Source organism: Mesorhizobium carmichaelinearum, from assembly GCF_900199455.1.
Lineage (GTDB): Bacteria > Pseudomonadota > Alphaproteobacteria > Rhizobiales > Rhizobiaceae > Mesorhizobium > Mesorhizobium carmichaelinearum.
Map to the genome: position 1 here is coordinate 74,263 of NZ_FZQR01000017.1, position 15,821 is coordinate 90,083.

Consider the following 15,821-nt stretch of genomic DNA (forward strand, 5'->3'; position numbering starts at 1 on the left):
TCAATCAGCATGTGCTAAAATAGTTCCGGAACATTTTAGATGAATGGCGAGTTCTGACAGAGGGGCGGTCGTCTCCTCAAGATGTAGCCCCTCCGCCGCGCCGGCCCCCGCGGCGGACTTTTGCTTTGACCGACTTACGTCGCTGTCAGGCCATCGTCTGATTTTGAATCGGATCCAGCATCGTCCAAGTCAGGGCTCTAACATCGGGGCATCGTTCTCGATCCATCGCAACGAAACGCGATTGCGTGGTTTGCTCTTCGACCAGTACAGGCGCGGCTATCGGAGTAGCATAGCTGTGCGGCAGCCGGGCCGTCTACACAGGCCACCAAGCCAGCGCCAGTACGACGCCACGGAGAGCATGAAGCCAAGCCAGGCCGTCGCCCTACCGACCATTGATTGACCTCAGCATGTCGAGGCGAAAGCTCTCAGGCGCGTTTCTTAGCCTGGCGCTCGGCCGCTCGCCGCTGCTGCCTGTTGATCAACTGCACGATGTTGTCCGCTCGCTGTCGGAAAGGATTGATTTTCTCGCCGATCGGACGCCTGAAATACCTCAGAACGTCATCGTGGTCGCGATCGTTCTGCCTCAATCGGGCAAGCGCGCGTCAGTGCCCAGGGCTGGCCATGGCGCTTGATGGCGACCAAGAGGCCGCCGAATGACCAATGTGCTCGCCGCCAAAACAGCGCTTCGGCCGCTCTACATTCCCAGCTCGGACGCTATCACTGTCAAGCAGGCCCTTGAGGTGTTCAGGGAGCACCGTCATACCGAAGACACTCTGCGCAGGCTGATCAGACGATATGGGTTTCCTAACGTGTCGACAAAGGCGGCCGTCGGCGGAAGTCATCGCTATTGGCGCGTCAGCAGCACCGCCGTTGATGGAGGCGCGCGTGTCGCCATTGCCGAAATATTGATGCGCGAAACGCCATGGGGCGCAAATGTCGCCACCGGCGAGCGCTTCCGATGTCACGTTTGGGGCCGCCGCCAATGCGTTCGATGGCAATATCTCGACTGTCTGGCGGGCCAGTTCGGCGACTGCTTCCATCACCTACGATTTCGGATCGGGAAAGGATATCCAGCAGGTCGTGATCAAGGCATTTCCTACTGTGCCGAGCGAGTCCCCCAAGGACTTTACGATCCAATACTCCGACGACGGTTCGATCTTCACGACCTTCGCGACAGTGAGCTGGTCCGGTGCGCTGCCGGCCAACCCTATCGGCGAGGCTCGGGCATTCAGCGCCGCCGGCCGCGACGTTGTCATTGGCGCGGCGCGCTATTGGGCGGTGTCCTTCGCGGATAACCAGGCCGGCGGCGGCGGCGGCATGCGCCTCGTTGATATCAATTACCGGGAAACGTCCGGCGGCAGCAACGTCAGCGGCGGCACACCGTCGGTGTCCTCGGCGGCAAACAGCACCACCGCCTCCATGGCGCGCGACGCGAACACGGCAACGGTCTGGGATTCCGACGTGCCCTATCCGGTCGCCTTCTACATCGACTGGGGTTCGTCCAACGACAAGGACATCCTCGAAATCCTTGTGCAAGCCATCCACGGGCCGAAGAACTTCAACATTTGCCGGTCCTATGACGCCATCGTCTACAGCCTCGTCTGGACTCCGTCCACGCAAGGCGCCTGGACGAACCTCGAAATCAAAGCACGAAATGATCGGCAAAGCCCGACCCCGGGGGGCCATCGGTCCCGAAAAGGTCGAAAGCCGCTAGACCCGCCCCATTAAAATTCGCGGATTTTTTTCTGTTTGATTAAATTTCGGGCCGACGATTAATCAAAGAAGCCCGGAAGCCCTAGGGTCGAGACCATATTATTGCATGATCGGCATTTGGTCGTTTGCAACTTACTGGTGTGTGAAATGGGTTTTTTCAGTCCGTGCATGGGAAAACGGAAAACGGAGTCTTCAGCGGCCCAAGCCCTTCGACCGCCGTCAGCAAAGCCACATCGATTTTCTGGGCTTCCGTCATGGCTTTCGGCAGGGTCGCGCGTGTCGCTTGCCAGGGATTGGGTGGTGCAAAGTCGGATAGCTTGGTCATCTCGTCGTCAGTCCGTCACCTTTAACGCCATACCCTGATAGTGGGGCGGGAGACGATGGCGTCAAATATTAGCGGAACCTAATCTCCGGCCGCAAATTGCTTCATCATGAACGATCAGCCGCCGCCCGAAAAATTGGTGCCAGAGCCGTTGCCGAGGTGGCAAAATAGCAGAGGCTCGCTGCTTGCGGCTGCTCTTCTAGCCCTCGCCTTTTGCGCCCTGCTCGGGTTGTAGTTGTTTAAATGAGCACGCGCGTACTTGATGCCGATGCCGTTGTACGCCGAAAAAAGGCTGGACGCTTTGATCGATGGCAAGACGGTGGTGACGGCCTTTTGCAATGTGGCAGCCTGCAGCCCGCCGCCGATGCGGCGACGGGCTTCAAGTCGAAGCGTGCAGATCAGTTGTAGACCTTGATGATTTTGTGGGTGCCCGGATCCACGAGCACGGTCCGGTTGTCGATCACGACGTACCGATATTTGACGTTGGGAACTTCGTGAAGCTCCACGGTGTCGGGCAAAGCCGTGCCGATATTGAGTTCGACGCCGGGAACCTTGACCGACGCAAGCGGCTGCTTCTTCACATATTCCTGAATGACTGTGTCCTGTTCGGGCGCAATGACGATTTCGTCAGCAGCAGCCGCGCCGACTCCGGCGAGCAGCAGAAACGCCGCAGCGGCGGCTTTAATATGGCTTCTCATGATCATTCCTTTTCTGTGGTTTTAGTGCGGGCTTGGCCTGCAAAAATCGAACGTCGCGACTTTTAAAACGTTCCTGAGCTGGGACGTCAGTCCGATTCTCGTTGGGACTTAAGTCTGGCCACGTTAAGGCCATCCTGTGCTGGCGCTGGCGTGGCCTTTCTGTGCGGTTCCAACACCCTCTTGCAGGCGCTTTTGACTCGGATTAGGTTCGCGCTTTCGCCCCTAGAGGGAGAGCGGAAACCATGGATATCAACGGCGTTGTCGAACCGGGCGATGCTGACGACCATTTTGGAAGAGCATTGCCAATCCTGCGGCATCCCGGCTGATGCCCAGATCGCGAGAACCTGGCCATCCGCATCATGACGCTTTTTATGTCCGGCATGACCGGCCTTGACGACCTGAAGCGGGCGCTTTCCTGCCAGAGCGGCAACGCTTAGAGGAAGGGCCGAGACGAGGACCCATTCCATTTGAGAAGGCGAGCTTCACGCAGGATGGAGGCGCGATCGAAACCTACAAGCGATACAATCTCACGTATCTGCTGCTCTGTAGCACCCGATTGGCTTGCAAGCTCGCGAACGGCCTCGGCCGACATACTGGGTCTTTTGGGCTCTGTTGCCATAACTCCATGCCTCCTGCTGGGGTAGGAGTGCGATGGTCGCTCCCGTGCTAGTGTTGCTGACGATTTGTGTTTCTACGCTTCCGTATAGGAAATGAATAGCAGAAAGTCGGCGGGCCAGCGCCCAAGGGAATGGAAGCGGCCGGCGATGCAATGGGTCAAACCGGGCAGAATCGGCATCTCTATCGAGGCGACCTTTAGGTCGATAGCCCGCCGCAGATGTGCCACCGCTCTGGCAAAAAACCGGCCGGCCTTCTTGGTCAAGCATTTGCCAACGGAACATTCGAGCGGGCACCAAGTTGGGTCTATGCTGGGCTTATGCCGCCGCGCCCCCGCGCCCCGATAGAGGCGTTTGGGAGAACTTGAGAGGCCGAATAGTTTCGGCCACTTTGGACGAGCAACGTTATGTCCCGTATTGTTTTGGCTTTTGCTTGCATTCTGTACTCCACAGCGTTGGTTCAGGGGAAGCCGTGGCAGCATTTCGGCGTCAAGGAATTTGGCTTCATATTCGATGTTCCCCCCGGCTTTGCGCTGTCGCAACGTTCTGATCAGGGCGCTGCTTTCGAAGGTGAAAGACAGGCCTTCCTGGCCGTATGGGGCGCTCGGCTGGGCAAAGCCAGTTTTGAAGCCGAAATCGAGCATCGCATGGTGCAGGACGAAACAGACGGTTGGAGATTGACGTATAGACGCCTTACGCCGAAATGGGCCAGTTATTCGGGTGTCAAAGACGGCCAGATCAGGTATGTCCGCGCCATCAAAGTATGCGCCGACCGCGCCGCACTGTTTACGATCAACTATAGCCGTGATGAAAAGGTGCCCTACGATCCGGTTGTAGTTCGCATGGTGCGGTCGTTAAGGGCGGAAGGGTGCTAGCGCCGTACGAGACGATCCTCGACGCGATCGTTCACCACGACGCTGGCATTGCAGATTGAGGTAAAATGCCGACCCTCAAGCGAACATACCGTCTACAGATCATGCTCAATGCCAAGGAACTCGCTGTCCTGGATGCTTGGCGCTTTGAGAAACGAATGGTGAGCCGATCTGACGCAGTGCGGGAGTTGCTTCGACGCGGTCGTACGGCGATAGGGTATGATGCAGATCGAGGCGCGCATTCGGTCGATTTCGGGGTTCTCGATCCGCCCGGCGACTAGAGAGCCGCTGCACAAGTCCGCTAGTCCAGCTCGTCTATGATTGTTGGGTGTGGCTTACCGCTTTCGCGGAGAGCCTTTGCCAATTTATTGAACAGGTGAGGTTTGCCTCTGACGCTAGCCGAATGGGCGTTCACGGTCGAAAGGCCCTGGCCATCGATGCTGAGATGGATGTCATCGTTTTCCACGTCGTACCAGACGCCAATCTTGGGATACGTCTTCCCACTTCGATCAGCCATAGACTTCCTCCGCCAGCGTTCACTTCTTCCTCAGCAGCCTCACCCCGGCGCCGCTGCGGTCCTTTGGGGATGTCTGGTCGCGCCTCATGCGCCGTCGTGCTTGGCGCTGGCGTGGCCATTTTGAAGAGGCGGCCCGGCTGTGGCGGTGCGTTACCAACAACCGGGCCTTGCCCCGGTGCACGTCAAAGGGTGACTAAAACGGCAACCAAGCCCTCCCCCTGGGGAGTTCAATCCCAGCGGGCGTGATGGTGTTACAGTATTAGCAAGAATGCAAATAGCCGCTTCATGGTATCGCCGCCCTTGGAGCCAGGAGAGAGGGCGGCCCGGCTGCCGGGGGTATATCCTTGGGGGACAACAGCAGCCGAGCCATACCGGATGGATCTAGGCTCCGGCGGCGCGACCCATTACTGATTCCTCATGGATTCGCAAACGGCGATAGGGTGGCCCCATGATACGCCGCTTGGCCAGTGAGGCTCGCTGAGTACCCGACATGCCCCTACTCAGCGAGCCCACGTCCCGTACTAGCGGGGCGGTTACCAGCTACCCCCGGCGAGCCGGCAACGAGGCGCTCCAGCAGCTCGTCGACTATCGGCTCACGCTACATGCACGCCGGCAAGGCCCGTGAGGGACCGGGACGATACCCCATGAGAGCGGACACTAGGGCGGAATCCGAAGCCGCTTGGCCTTAATCGACTTTGATAATTTTCCGCGACGACTTTTTGGCGGTCGGCCGGCGCCTTTTAACTGGATCTGGCCCCTCCGTCGTGTGTGCCGAAAGGCGTAGCGCCGCAATCGCGCCGTCTTTGCATTTCGTGCTTCCATCTCCGCCTCGACTAGTAGCTTAGCCTCCCGAGCGGCGCGCTCGATGCGCTCTTTGTCGATCCGTCGTTGGGACAAGACAGCCTCCCTGGGCTAACTGACCTATGAAATTATCGTTTGCTAAAATTGTTCCTTTGTTGGTCTCCGGCGGCCAATTTCGTCACCGCCGCGACGATTTCGAGTGTTCCCGCAGGCTTGACTAGGAACGTACCCGATCGGAAAGCGTCGTCGACGTGTGACGGTGCTAAGGCTGAATGCACAATGAAGGGCACGCCTTCAGCGCGAAGTTTCTTTGCGGCATCGATGCATTCGCCGTCGCTAAGGTGCACGTCAAGACTGCCACATAGGGCCGATGAGTATCCAGGAAATCAGCCGCTTCGGCGCATGACTTCGCGACCATGACCGTATATCCGGCGTCTACCAACGCGACCTCGAGGTCCCGGCTGATCAACTGTTCATCTTCGACGACAAGCGACAAGCACAAGGGACGCCGGCATTTGGGTAGCGTTAGCTGGTCGCGAGAGGCTGTCAAGACCTCCCGATTTCAGGCAGAGCATCAGTTTGAAATTCTCAGGCGCGACATTATTCGAGCTTCTGGATGCGCCCCTTTTCGATGCGGAAGACCCCTCTGTTCCCGCCTTGGCGTTCGAAATCAGATTGAAGTTCATCCCATGTGCCAAGATACTGGCCGCAATCGGCGCAGTTGATCGGCGTGAAAGGTTGGGCGTCTTCAGGAATCTGCAGCCGGATCGTGCCGCGGTATGGGCATTCGGCAAGCTCACATCGAATCATTGAAGGAGACGCGTGAGTTAGATACGACTAGGCTCACATCGGAGTTAACGTTAGCAAAAAACCACACGGAGAAAACCTGCTGTTGGGGTCGTATTCGCTCTTGGGATCGACATCGAAGGCAGGGCTTCGAGGCGACCTCGATCGGCATGTAGCGGATGATAGCCATGCCGAAGTCTTCGTTTGAGCTTCGCGCGCCGATCGGTCCATCCGCGAGATCGATTTCCTCCGTCATCAACTCGAAGATAAACTGGGGCGTTGCCCCGGTGCTGGTGCGATGCGAGACTTGTCAATCTCGTATTTCGGAAGTCTCGTGGGCCTCAGCCGCCTTAAACGGAAGGGTATGTGGCTCGCCCCGCCTTGCGAAAAATGCGCCGAGCCAGGAGGCTGGCATCACTCGGAGGCGAGCTAAAGGCGTCCATGAAGAGGGAAACGTGGAATTACTCGATCCCGCGGGCGTGATGGTGCGACGCCGGCGCCATGCTGTTGCCGGTTTTTCAGGTAGCCCGCAAAGATCGACAGCTTCTTTTCATAACCTATGCGCACCATAGCTTTGCAGCTGTCGCATCTGAAGCTTCCGATTGTGCGGAGCCAAGAACCCGGCCTTACCATAGGGTGTGAGCAGGCCGGGCATTGGAACTCCATCGTCACGTCGCCCAATTCATCGCACAAAGACATTTCCGGATTCTCCCAACCGTTGTCGATCGCAGAATGAGCCCCGGGAACAGGGGCGCTTCAACCGACATGCGGGTCGACAAGGAACGACGCGGCAATCAGGTCGTCGCCCTCGATACGCCCATGGACAGCCTCCAGAACGGCTGCCACCTTCTGGAATGTCTCGATCTCGCCGTCTGTAATGTTCGCTTCGAGCATTCGGGTCCGTAGATCGTCGACGCGCGACGCCAGAGCCCCGGAATTCCTAGCCTCACGATGTGGCATGGTGATACCTATTGCAATCCGCTGAAGCCCGTCGCCGATGAAGGCGACGGGCTGTTACATCAGATCAGTTGTAGACCTTGATGATCTTACGCGTGCTCGGATCCACCAGAACCGTCCGGTTGTCGATCACAACGTAGCGGTATTTGACCTTCGGAACCTCGTGGAGCTCGACCGTATCTGGCAGCGCCGTGCCGACGCTGAGTTCCACGCCCGGAAGCTTGACGGAAGCCAGCGGCTGCTTCTTCACGTATTCGCGCACGACGGTGTCCTGCTCAGGTGTGATGACGACCTCCTCGGCGGCCACGGCGCCAATGACGGCAAGCAGAACGAGCGCCGCGGCGGCGCTGGTTAGGTGAACTCTCATACTTTTCTCCTCTTGTAATCTGGCGACAGCAGGACCTCCTGCGCCGCTGTTCCGAACTTACCGCCAGCGGCATGGTTCCTGACGCAGGACTTCAGTCGCATACTGATCGGACCAAAGGCCCATCCGAAACGGAAAGATTTTACAACTTCCTCGCGCGGCCCGTCTTCGAGGGAACTTAAGTCAGGAAACAGGGTTACTAGCCCATGGGCACACACGGCGTTGAAATCTTCGCCAAACCGGTCTCACTGGACCATCTTTCCGATGATCCGTTGGTGGCGACCCATATATCAAACAGGATTTTAAAGGCGGCTAAGGATTCGAAGACGGCTGCGAAGTCAGAGTGGGCAGAGGCGACTGAGGCGCCCAAAACTCCACGTATCGGAGTTGTAGGAGACAAAGACGACGTATTGCAAAATGAAATTGCCAACCCTCTAGTCCGCATGATCCTGACAGCCTACCGAAGTGACCTTTTCCCCATCCTTTTACTCCTTGGCAGCTATACGGTGTTTGCGTTGGGCGCGGCTCTCATCCTGCTTGTATGGTTGATCGCGCATCGTGCCTAGAAACCGGAACGCCCAAAATAGAGATGCCATAAATCGGCCGGGCTATTGCCGGCTCGGCCTTCATCAATTCGAGCCAAGCGATCCGCGAACGGCTTTGGCAGCGTGCCCAGTACCACGCAGGGCCGGCGCCAAAGGGCATGAAGCGGACGGCGACGCAATGGTCAAACCCGGCGTTATCGGCCGTGTTAGCGAGGAGGACTTGCGTCACACTCCGCAGCAGGATTTCTGGGGGGAAGGGCGATGCCAATTTATCGAAAGGCAACGAGGCTGACACCTTCGACTGGGTTGAGTTTGCCTTGCTGCTCGCGTCTTCCATCAACTGCGGCTTGATGAGCAATCGCCAGATGCGCGCGACGCGCTCGTCTATCGCGAACTATATGGCCGGTGTTAGGGAAGAGGCCGAACTAATCTCGCTTTCGAAGGAGCCATTGGGTCGTTAGCGACGAGAGCTATTCCGCTAGTCCACCACCGACAGGAGTGGCTTGTGCATTGGCCGTTCGTGCCAAATGACCTGGCGCAAATCGCGCATATCGACCAGTTGTCCACACGTCGGGCAGGTATAGAAATTCTCCCGCTCGTCGGTAGGGTTGCCATCGTGTCGCTCGCCAGGGATAGGTGCAAAGTCGGGCAGCTTGGTCATCTCATCGTCGGTCCTTCATGCCATCCTGATACTGGGGCGTGGGAAGTTCGCGTCAAGTGTTAGCTGAACCTAATTTCCTGCCGCAAATTGCTTCATGATGAACGATCAGCCGCCGCCCGAAAAAGTGATACCAGAGCCTTTGCCACTTTTTCAGATGCGACAAACGCGCAAAATGCGGTCCGCTCTCGACCCGAAGGTCCCCGTTGCTGGCCCAGTGGCCTACGCGGCTCTCCTCGCGGATGGCGGCAGGATTGCCTACGAAAGGCTGCTGCTGTCACGGGGGCCGAACCGGTTCGCCTTGCTATCCCGGAGCCGAGCAATCACCCTTCCACACGCTGCGCTCTCTCGCGGACTGCAAGGCGATCATCGAGCGAGCCACGAATGCGCGACGCTGCGTCGTGCTTGGCGCCAGTTTCATTGGCTTGGAGGTTGCGGCGGCCCTGCGCTCGCGCGGGATCGACGTTCATGTCGTAGCGCCAAACAGAAGGCCTATGGAGCGGGTCCTGGGTCCGCAAATGGGCGATTTTATCCGCGCCCTCCATGCGGAGAAGGGTGTCGTGTTCCACCTCGAGGACACCGCGGCCGGCATCGACGGCGGCGAGGTGAAGCTCAGCAGTGGCGGCACGTTGGCGGCCGATTTCGTCGTGGCCGGCGTCGGCGTGAGGCCACGCACTGGGCTCGCGGAAAAGGCCGGGCTCAAGCTCGATCGCGGTGTCGCGGTGACTCGTTCCTGGAAACGAGCGCGCCCGGATATTCGCGGCCGGCGACATTGCCCGGTGGCCCGACCCTCATAGTGGCGAGACCATCGGGTAGAGCACTGGGTGGTTGCAGAGACAGGGGCGCACCGCGGCACTCAACATGCTTGGCAATCGAGAGAAGTTCACCGCGGTGCCGTTCTTCTGGAGCCAGCATTACGATGTCTCCATCAACTATATCGGCCATGCCGAGCGATGGGATGAGATCTCGGTCGATGGAGACATCACGGCCAGGGATTGCCTGCTTCGTTTCAAACGGGAAGGGCGCACGTTGGCTGTCGCTTCGATCTTCCACGATCTCGAAAGTCTGGAGGCCGAGGCGGAAATGGAGCGCCTACCTTCCACGGAGAATGGAATTACACCGTCGAACCCAACCACAATCCGATGTAGTTATTCTCGGACGACGCCTAACCGGTCGCTTCAGCACCTCGGCCGGTTCACGACGTCGTTGCAGGATCGCTTTTCTTCTCGGTGCCAACCCAATGAAGGATCAATTCGCACGTTGCAGTTCCATCCATTTTAGACTAAGTCATATGAACTAAGTTTAATTCGGAGCTACAAATGCACACAGTCAACATTCATGAGGCCAAGACGCAGCTTTCTCGCCTTGTCGAGAGGGCCGCAAAGGGCGAACCCTTCGTCATAGCCAAAGCGGGAAAGCCCATGGTGAAAGTCGTGCCGATCGACCATCCCACGGCTGGTCAGGTGCGTAGGGTCGGATTCCTGAACGGGCAGATCTCGGTGCCGGATGACTTCGATCGTATGGGCGGCGATGAAATCGAGAAACTGTTCGGGATGAAGGAATGAAGCTTCTACTCGACACTCACCTTCTCCTGTGGGCCGCAGGCGAGCCCGACCGACTGCCTATCGCGGCGCTTGCCTATATCGAGGACCCGCTGAACGAGTTGATGTTCAGTCCGGCCAGCCTATGGGAAATCGCAATCAAGAGTGGTCTGGGGCGTGACGACTTCAAGGTCGATCCACGTTTGCTCAGACGCGGTCTTCTGGACAACGGTTATGGCGAACTGCCAATCACCAGCGAGCACGCCATCGGGGTTGACGGGCTCCCGCCGATTCACAAGGACCCGTTTGACCGCATGTTGATTGCCCAGTCGATTGTGGAAGGCATCACGCTTCTGACCGTGGATGCACTCGTGGCCAGATATCCTGGGCCCATAAGACAGCTCTGAACCAAGTCCCTTCAGATTGCGGCTGCCGGGTAGCGGAGCGAACCCGTAACGATTCGCAGTCATAGCATCGAATTCAAATCCCAAGCCGGCAACCGCCCGCCGTCTTTCGGCGGCGGGCCTTGACGGTTAAGGGGCCCGACGGTGTGCCTCGCAGCGTCGATGTGGTCCGACGTGTAGGTATCGGCAGAGTCAGGATCAAACCCCGTCCACCCGGCCGCTTGATACTCTTTGCGGCGTGCTGGCACGTCGACCGCGTTAGCACCGCGAAGGATCGCTTCGGCCTTCAGCACCAACTCTTTCTCCACGCGAGCCGTAACCATGGTGCCGCCGTGGCGAACCCGTTCCGCATAGACGCGAGCGTCATTTTCCGGGACGCCAGATTTCGTCACGGCACCGACAATTCCACCAGTAGCTCCGCCAACAGCCGCGCCGGCAACGGCACCAACCGCAGTCGCCGCTAGCCAACCTGCTGCCACCACCGGACCGACGCCCGGTTGCCATCAAACCTAATCCGGTCATCAGTCCGCCGGCTCCGCCGACCACGGCACCCAGGCAATGGTCTGGTCCAACACGACCAATTTGGAACCGGGAACGAAAGGCCAATCAAGGAATTGTTACTGCATCGTAACGCATTAACGGGAGGCTCTCATGGGACGCGGCATATTGCTCTGGTTGCTCGGCATTCCGATTCCGATCATTATCCTTATCATGCTCTTCGCCCGATAGGAGGCTGCCATGCAACCAATCCTTTCGGGGGTCGACGTTACCCCCTCGACCGAATCCTCTTCCACCGCCGTCAGATGGGGGCCGATCATTGCTGGCGCCTCGGCGGCATGCACACTCACCTTCATTCTGATGCTGCTCGGCTCGGGCCTTGGATTGACAATGATTTCTCCCTGGTCAGGGTCGGGTGCCTCGATCACTACATTCGCCGTTTCAACCGCCGTCTGGCTGATCGTCGTGCAGTGGCTGTCTTCAGGAGTCGGCGGCTATCTTGCGGGCCGCCTGCGTACCAAATGGGTCGGCGTTCACACCGATGAGGTCTATTTCCGCGACACAGCTCACGGCTTCCTGGCCTGGGCGTTCGCAACGCTGCTCGTCGTCGGAGTGCTCGGCTCGACCCTGTCGGCGATCGTCGGCTCCGGCGTGCAAGCGATTTCGACCGTCGCTTCGGGCGCCGCCACGGGTGCCTCCGCGGGGGCATCGGCAAATGCCGGCGGAGCAGCCGACAACGCGACATCCTATTTCGTGGATGCGCTTTTCCGGCCGACCGCCCCAGCGAAAGTCGCCGCCGCCAATCCTCAAAGCGATGCCGCAGCAACGGCACAGGCCTCCCACATCCTGATCGCCAGCGCGGCAACCGGCGAAGTCTCGGCCGACGACAAGACCTACCTGACGCAGCTGGTGGCTGCCCGGACAGGACTGTCGGAAGCGGACGCCAAGGCGCGCGTCGATGCTATCCTTGCCAGGGTGCAGGACGCCAAGGTCAAGGCCAAGCAAGCCGCCGACACCGCCAGAAAGGCCAGCGCGACCTTCGCGCTTCTCGGTGCGCTGTCGCTGATCATCGGCGCCTTCATAGCAAGCGCCGCAGCCGCTCTCGGCGGCAGGCAGCGCGACGACGAGGAAGCTGTGTTTGTGACTAGCCGCTGAAGCCATCTGGCGACACCTTGAGGCCCGGCGTGAAGCCGGGCTTCTATTGCGGTCATTCTAGCAAAAGCAAGATTGGCGTCGTACCGAAGACCGCTGCGGTCTTTTGGTACTCGGTAGCGATCTCAGGTGACCTGCACGCATGGTCGCGGCAGACGCTAAGCCCATCGTACCGGGCCATTTTTCAGCGGATCCAAGACCAAGGCTGGATGGACTGTTGGCGCCGGTGTCGAATACGCCATCAACACCAACTGGACGATCAAATCGGAATATCTCTACACCGATCTTGGCAAATGGGACATTGTCACCGTCGGCCCTACCACCCTCACGGACAAGATCGCGTTCCACACCGTTCGCATCGGCCTGAACTACAAGTTCTAACTGCTGCAAATCGCCAGCTATTCAGCGCCGGCATTCTGGGGTTTTTTGTTGGTCACCTGTTCTCCTGGCTACCAATAAACCTTTCCGGGCAGCACCAACTCGAATCTCGCGATTAACATTCTTGCTGCGCTTTCGGAAAATTGCGCAAAAGTGAAAGCTCGGCGCTGAATGAAGGCCATGGCATGCCAGGCATTGCCGTGCGTCAGCCACCATGATTTGTTAGGCATTGCTTATGCGGGGGGAGCTTTTGGCAAATGTCAGATACTACGTGGCGAAAGACGCGGATCGATGGAAGGTCCGGTTCGACGACAAAGACTACTCATACGAGACGCACTCTGATCTATACTGGCCGCGATCAACGCGGCGACCAGCGCGGCCTCTCTAGGACATGGAGCCGAGGTGCTGGTCCAAGGTCTTGACGGAAAATGGCGTACCGAGTGGCCCGATGGCTGAGGTGCAACGCTCCAGGCAATTGAACCTACTGTATCTGCGCAGTGCTCGGTGTTAGGATGGAAGGGAGCGCTCACTGGTCGCGGCCTGCTTAGAGTCCTCTCTGATTGGGGTCGTTTAGGTCAAGGTACTCCTGCATTTTTTTCTGGACCGTCCCGCAGGTCGCTCGCTTCTCTTCGCGGTCGGCGCTCTGGCCGCCGCATGATGGGGTCAGGAGAGCGAGGCGTCTCAATCTGTTTCACGACCTTGCCGAGTTTTTGCCGGCAGGTTCGGGACTCTCAACGAGATCGCCTCGCCCATCGTCCCCACGGAACGATTCAGGCATCGCCCTTTCGGGTAAAGGCTTTGTTCGTGGTGCGTGTTCCTTTGATTGGCCTCGGTTCACGCCGCCAACGCGGCAGGCCGTTTTCCAAAGCGGAATTCGGTTGCCTCGGCCCACATGCGATGCAGAAGGACCGCCAGCTTGCGCGCTACCGCCACGCGGGCACGCGCCATGCCGCGGCGCCTGGCGATGTTCAGGCCCCAGGTCCTGAGGCTGGACCATTTCTTCGAGCGCACCAGCAGCGTGTGGGCGGCCTCGTAGAGGGCGGTGCGGGCGAGTTCATCGCCGCATCGGCTGACCCTTCCCTGGATGTCGGTCTCGCCGGACTGGTAGCGCGCCGGCGTCAGCCCCAGATGCGCCCCCACCGCCCGCGAGGAGCCGAACCGCTCAGGCCGGTCGATCGTGGCGCGGAAGGCGAGCGCGGTGATCGGCCCGACGCCCGGCGCGCTCTTCAGCCGCCGGCAGACTTCTTCATTGCGGACGATGTCGAGAACCTGCTTCGTCAGGCGGGCGAACTCTCTCAACATGACACCGAGGATTGCAAGCAGCGGCTCGACCATCGCCATCACCTCGGCGTCAGCGCCCGTCAACTCACGCACGCGGCCGGCAAACGCGCTGCGCGACGGCAGGCCCAGCTTTACGCCGGCCTCGCGCAGGATCGCCCGCACTACGTTCTCGATCGAACGCATCTCGTTCAGCACCGTGCGGCGGGCAACCAGCAGCGAACGCCACAGACGGCACTGCCTGCTCTTGACATGCACCTGCCGATACCAGCCAGTGCGCATGATCTGCGCCAGCGCGCGGGCGTCATTGCGGTCGGTCTTGTTGGGCATCGTCTTCATCGCTGCGTTGGCCTGCCGCGTCTCGATGCAGGTCGCCGGCAAGCCTTCGGCGTGCAGTCCATCGTGAAGCCAGGCCGTCAGCGAGCACGCTTCCAGGCCGATCCGATCAAGCGGCAAGCCGGTCCCATTCAGCGCTTCACACAACGCCTGCGGATCGCTCAACGCTCTCGCCTCCTTCACGATCCGGCCAGTCTCGTCGACAATGCAAATAGAGGTCTCTTCCAAAGACACGTCCAGTCCGGCAAAGTACTTCATGGCTGCTCCTTCCAAATGTTTGTGGCGACTCACATCGACCACGTTCTCACATTTCGACAGGAGCAGCCGCGCCATCAGCTGGCTCGGCAGAGACCCCAATCACCCCATCTGTTTGAAATTCACGGATGAGCGTTTCGGCGGATGAGATGCCGCCCATTGCGACAAGGATCATGGCATGTGAGACGTCGATGCGCTGCTCGTAGTCGCGCACGAGGCGGCGCCATCGTGTCATCCAGTCGAAGGTCCGCTCGACTACCCAGCGGCGGGCAAGACTTCGAAGCCTTTCTGGTCGTCGGATCGACACCGTCTTTGTCGCGGTCAAGCTTCCCGCCCCACGCGCAGTTCTCGAGATACCAGCGCGCCTCTTCGCACGAACTGATCTGCTTGCACGTTCGCCGCGGCTCGCACGAATAGCCACTTTGCGCGACCAGCTTGCGGCTGATGACGCCGAGCGGCTGGCTCGATGGCGCAGCGCCGTCGGCATGCGTTGCGCGCCACTCCCATGGCACCTGGAAGGCACCGATCCATACGTCGACCTTTGCCGCCTCTGCCTTTGCCTGCTGCGCGGCGTAGGCGCCGTGGCTGTAGCGGGGCCAATCCAGCGCCTGGCCGTGCTCAACCATCCAGGCGGCGACGCTGGCGCCATCAGCACGCCGGCAGTCGCCGACGAAGCGGTGATAGCGGTCCCAATCCACAAACGTGCAGTGGACCGGCCTCGAGGCCGCAAGAAACGTGTCGAGCGCTTCGGCCGATCGCCGGCCGCATGGGTATTCGAAGCCCTTGACGTCGTCGCAGCACTGCTTGCTCTCCGGCGCGGCTATGCCGTTGAAGTTTGCGCCTTGATGAGCAATCGCCAGATGCGCGCGGCGCGCTCGCCTCCCGCATCATCGCGAACTATATGGCCGGTATCAGGGATGAAGCCGAAGTGGTCTCGCTTTCGAAACAGCCATTAGGTCGTTAGCCACGAGAGCCACGCTCGCGCCAGTATTAGCGGAACTTAATTTCCTGCCGCAAATTGCTTCATCATGTGAAACGGTCGTGTGGCCCGACGATCTCAAGTCGCAGGAAGTGCTGGTGCGCTATGACCGGCCCTTCTGAAAATCTCAACGACCTCGAAGGCGATATCGGA

Annotated in this window: 15 protein-coding genes and 4 pseudogenes; 9 read left to right on the forward strand and 10 right to left on the reverse strand. The window is 59.3% G+C overall.

The window, feature by feature from the left end; translation table 11 throughout:
• The first annotated feature begins 933 nt into the window (after nucleotides 1–933).
• Nucleotides 934–1,728, forward strand: a complete 795-nt coding sequence (locus CKW40_RS30175) for a discoidin domain-containing protein (RefSeq protein ID WP_095203433.1) — start codon at nucleotides 934–936, stop codon at nucleotides 1,726–1,728.
• A gap of 424 nt (nucleotides 1,729–2,152) precedes the next feature.
• Here CKW40_RS30175 and CKW40_RS43190 read toward each other — a convergent pair whose 3' ends face one another.
• The 3 genes from CKW40_RS43190 to CKW40_RS30190 all read right to left on the reverse strand — a co-directional run bounded on the left by CKW40_RS43190 (nucleotide 2,153) and on the right by CKW40_RS30190 (nucleotide 3,613).
• Complete coding sequence (locus CKW40_RS43190; RefSeq protein ID WP_143748391.1) at nucleotides 2,153–2,374, reverse strand: hypothetical protein; 222 nt, start codon at nucleotides 2,372–2,374, stop codon at nucleotides 2,153–2,155.
• A gap of 59 nt (nucleotides 2,375–2,433) precedes the next feature.
• Nucleotides 2,434–2,733 (reverse strand): DUF1236 domain-containing protein, encoded by a 300-nt coding sequence (locus CKW40_RS30180; RefSeq protein WP_095203471.1) that lies wholly within the window; start codon nucleotides 2,731–2,733, stop codon nucleotides 2,434–2,436.
• Nucleotides 2,734–3,424: 691 nt separating this feature from the next.
• Nucleotides 3,425–3,613, reverse strand: a complete 189-nt coding sequence (locus CKW40_RS30190) for a hypothetical protein (RefSeq protein ID WP_095203435.1) — start codon at nucleotides 3,611–3,613, stop codon at nucleotides 3,425–3,427.
• A gap of 141 nt (nucleotides 3,614–3,754) precedes the next feature.
• On the opposite strand from CKW40_RS30190, the gene CKW40_RS30195 reads away from it, so the two are divergent.
• On the forward strand, nucleotides 3,755–4,222 hold the full coding sequence (locus CKW40_RS30195) for a hypothetical protein (RefSeq protein WP_095203436.1): 468 nt from the start codon (nucleotides 3,755–3,757) through the stop codon (nucleotides 4,220–4,222).
• Between the two features lie 1,894 nt (nucleotides 4,223–6,116).
• Nucleotides 6,117–6,350: a hypothetical protein gene (locus tag CKW40_RS43980; RefSeq protein WP_179298169.1), complete on the forward strand. Its 234-nt coding sequence runs from the start codon at nucleotides 6,117–6,119 to the stop codon at nucleotides 6,348–6,350.
• Nucleotides 6,351–7,079: 729 nt separating this feature from the next.
• Here the strand turns inward: CKW40_RS43980 and CKW40_RS30225 are convergent.
• A complete protein-coding gene (locus tag CKW40_RS30225) occupies nucleotides 7,080–7,217 on the reverse strand; it encodes a hypothetical protein (RefSeq protein ID WP_342202950.1) in 138 nt (45 codons plus the stop codon).
• A 130-nt stretch (nucleotides 7,218–7,347) separates the two neighbouring features.
• A complete protein-coding gene (locus tag CKW40_RS30230; protein WP_095203442.1) occupies nucleotides 7,348–7,647 on the reverse strand; it encodes a DUF1236 domain-containing protein in 300 nt (99 codons plus the stop codon).
• 203 nt (nucleotides 7,648–7,850) lie between these two features.
• Between CKW40_RS30230 and CKW40_RS30235 the strand changes: the two genes are divergently transcribed.
• Nucleotides 7,851–8,210 carry a hypothetical protein gene (locus CKW40_RS30235; RefSeq protein WP_095203443.1) on the forward strand — a complete coding sequence of 120 codons (360 nt, stop codon included), beginning with the start codon at nucleotides 7,851–7,853 and terminating at the stop codon, nucleotides 8,208–8,210.
• Nucleotides 8,211–8,667: 457 nt separating this feature from the next.
• Here the strand turns inward: CKW40_RS30235 and CKW40_RS30245 are convergent, their stop codons facing one another.
• Nucleotides 8,668–8,850: a hypothetical protein gene (locus CKW40_RS30245; RefSeq protein ID WP_095203444.1), complete on the reverse strand. Its 183-nt coding sequence runs from the start codon at nucleotides 8,848–8,850 to the stop codon at nucleotides 8,668–8,670.
• Nucleotides 8,851–9,079: 229 nt separating this feature from the next.
• On the opposite strand from CKW40_RS30245, the pseudogene CKW40_RS30250 reads away from it, so the two are divergent.
• The 3 genes and pseudogenes from CKW40_RS30250 to CKW40_RS30260 all read left to right on the forward strand — a co-directional run.
• Nucleotides 9,080–9,939, forward strand: a pseudogene (locus CKW40_RS30250) (NAD(P)/FAD-dependent oxidoreductase); the annotation flags it as partial.
• A 227-nt stretch (nucleotides 9,940–10,166) separates the two neighbouring features.
• Complete coding sequence (locus tag CKW40_RS30255) at nucleotides 10,167–10,412, forward strand: type II toxin-antitoxin system Phd/YefM family antitoxin (RefSeq protein WP_095203445.1); 246 nt, start codon at nucleotides 10,167–10,169, stop codon at nucleotides 10,410–10,412.
• Nucleotides 10,409–10,795: a type II toxin-antitoxin system VapC family toxin gene (locus CKW40_RS30260; RefSeq protein WP_095203446.1), complete on the forward strand. Its 387-nt coding sequence runs from the start codon at nucleotides 10,409–10,411 to the stop codon at nucleotides 10,793–10,795. The genes CKW40_RS30255 and CKW40_RS30260 overlap by 4 nt, the downstream gene beginning before the upstream one ends.
• Nucleotides 10,796–10,941: 146 nt before the next feature.
• Here CKW40_RS30260 and CKW40_RS30265 read toward each other — a convergent pair.
• A pseudogene (locus tag CKW40_RS30265) lies at nucleotides 10,942–11,347 on the reverse strand (hypothetical protein); the annotation flags it as partial.
• 183 nt (nucleotides 11,348–11,530) lie between these two features.
• Between CKW40_RS30265 and CKW40_RS30270 the strand changes: the two are divergent.
• Nucleotides 11,531–12,445 carry a hypothetical protein gene (locus CKW40_RS30270; RefSeq protein WP_095203447.1) on the forward strand — a complete coding sequence of 305 codons (915 nt, stop codon included), beginning with the start codon at nucleotides 11,531–11,533 and terminating at the stop codon, nucleotides 12,443–12,445.
• A 183-nt stretch (nucleotides 12,446–12,628) separates the two neighbouring features.
• Nucleotides 12,629–12,823: pseudogene (locus CKW40_RS30275) on the forward strand (outer membrane protein); the annotation flags it as partial.
• An 831-nt stretch (nucleotides 12,824–13,654) separates the two neighbouring features.
• On the opposite strand, the gene CKW40_RS30280 reads toward CKW40_RS30275, so the two are convergent.
• The 3 genes and pseudogenes from CKW40_RS30280 to CKW40_RS45785 form a co-directional block, all read right to left on the reverse strand.
• On the reverse strand, nucleotides 13,655–14,692 hold the full coding sequence (locus tag CKW40_RS30280) for an IS110 family RNA-guided transposase (RefSeq protein WP_095203472.1): 1,038 nt from the start codon (nucleotides 14,690–14,692) through the stop codon (nucleotides 13,655–13,657).
• Nucleotides 14,693–14,738: 46 nt separating this feature from the next.
• Nucleotides 14,739–15,110 (reverse strand): transposase, encoded by a 372-nt coding sequence (locus CKW40_RS45780; protein WP_439331013.1) that lies wholly within the window; start codon nucleotides 15,108–15,110, stop codon nucleotides 14,739–14,741.
• Nucleotides 15,037–15,549: pseudogene (locus CKW40_RS45785) on the reverse strand (thermonuclease family protein); the annotation flags it as partial. The gene CKW40_RS45780 and the pseudogene CKW40_RS45785, both read right to left, overlap by 74 nt.
• Between the last annotated feature and the right edge of the window lie 272 nt (nucleotides 15,550–15,821).

What these genes read in the sequence shown, in the direction of transcription:
- CKW40_RS30175 (WP_095203433.1), top strand. Translation starts at nt 934, where the DNA reads ATGTCGCCACCGGCGAGCGCTTCCGATGTCACGTTTGGGGCCGCCGCC.
- CKW40_RS30180 (WP_095203471.1), bottom strand. Translation starts at nt 2,733, where the DNA reads ATGAGAAGCCATATTAAAGCCGCCGCTGCGGCGTTTCTGCTGCTCGCC.
- CKW40_RS30195 (WP_095203436.1), top strand. Translation starts at nt 3,755, where the DNA reads ATGTCCCGTATTGTTTTGGCTTTTGCTTGCATTCTGTACTCCACAGCG.
- CKW40_RS30225 (WP_342202950.1), bottom strand. Translation starts at nt 7,217, where the DNA reads ATGCTCGAAGCGAACATTACAGACGGCGAGATCGAGACATTCCAGAAG.
- CKW40_RS30230 (WP_095203442.1), bottom strand. Translation starts at nt 7,647, where the DNA reads ATGAGAGTTCACCTAACCAGCGCCGCCGCGGCGCTCGTTCTGCTTGCC.
- CKW40_RS30235 (WP_095203443.1), top strand. Translation starts at nt 7,851, where the DNA reads ATGGGCACACACGGCGTTGAAATCTTCGCCAAACCGGTCTCACTGGAC.
- CKW40_RS30245 (WP_095203444.1), bottom strand. Translation starts at nt 8,850, where the DNA reads ATGACCAAGCTGCCCGACTTTGCACCTATCCCTGGCGAGCGACACGAT.
- CKW40_RS30255 (WP_095203445.1), top strand. Translation starts at nt 10,167, where the DNA reads ATGCACACAGTCAACATTCATGAGGCCAAGACGCAGCTTTCTCGCCTT.
- CKW40_RS30260 (WP_095203446.1), top strand. Translation starts at nt 10,409, where the DNA reads ATGAAGCTTCTACTCGACACTCACCTTCTCCTGTGGGCCGCAGGCGAG.
- CKW40_RS30270 (WP_095203447.1), top strand. Translation starts at nt 11,531, where the DNA reads ATGCAACCAATCCTTTCGGGGGTCGACGTTACCCCCTCGACCGAATCC.
- CKW40_RS30280 (WP_095203472.1), bottom strand. Translation starts at nt 14,692, where the DNA reads ATGAAGTACTTTGCCGGACTGGACGTGTCTTTGGAAGAGACCTCTATT.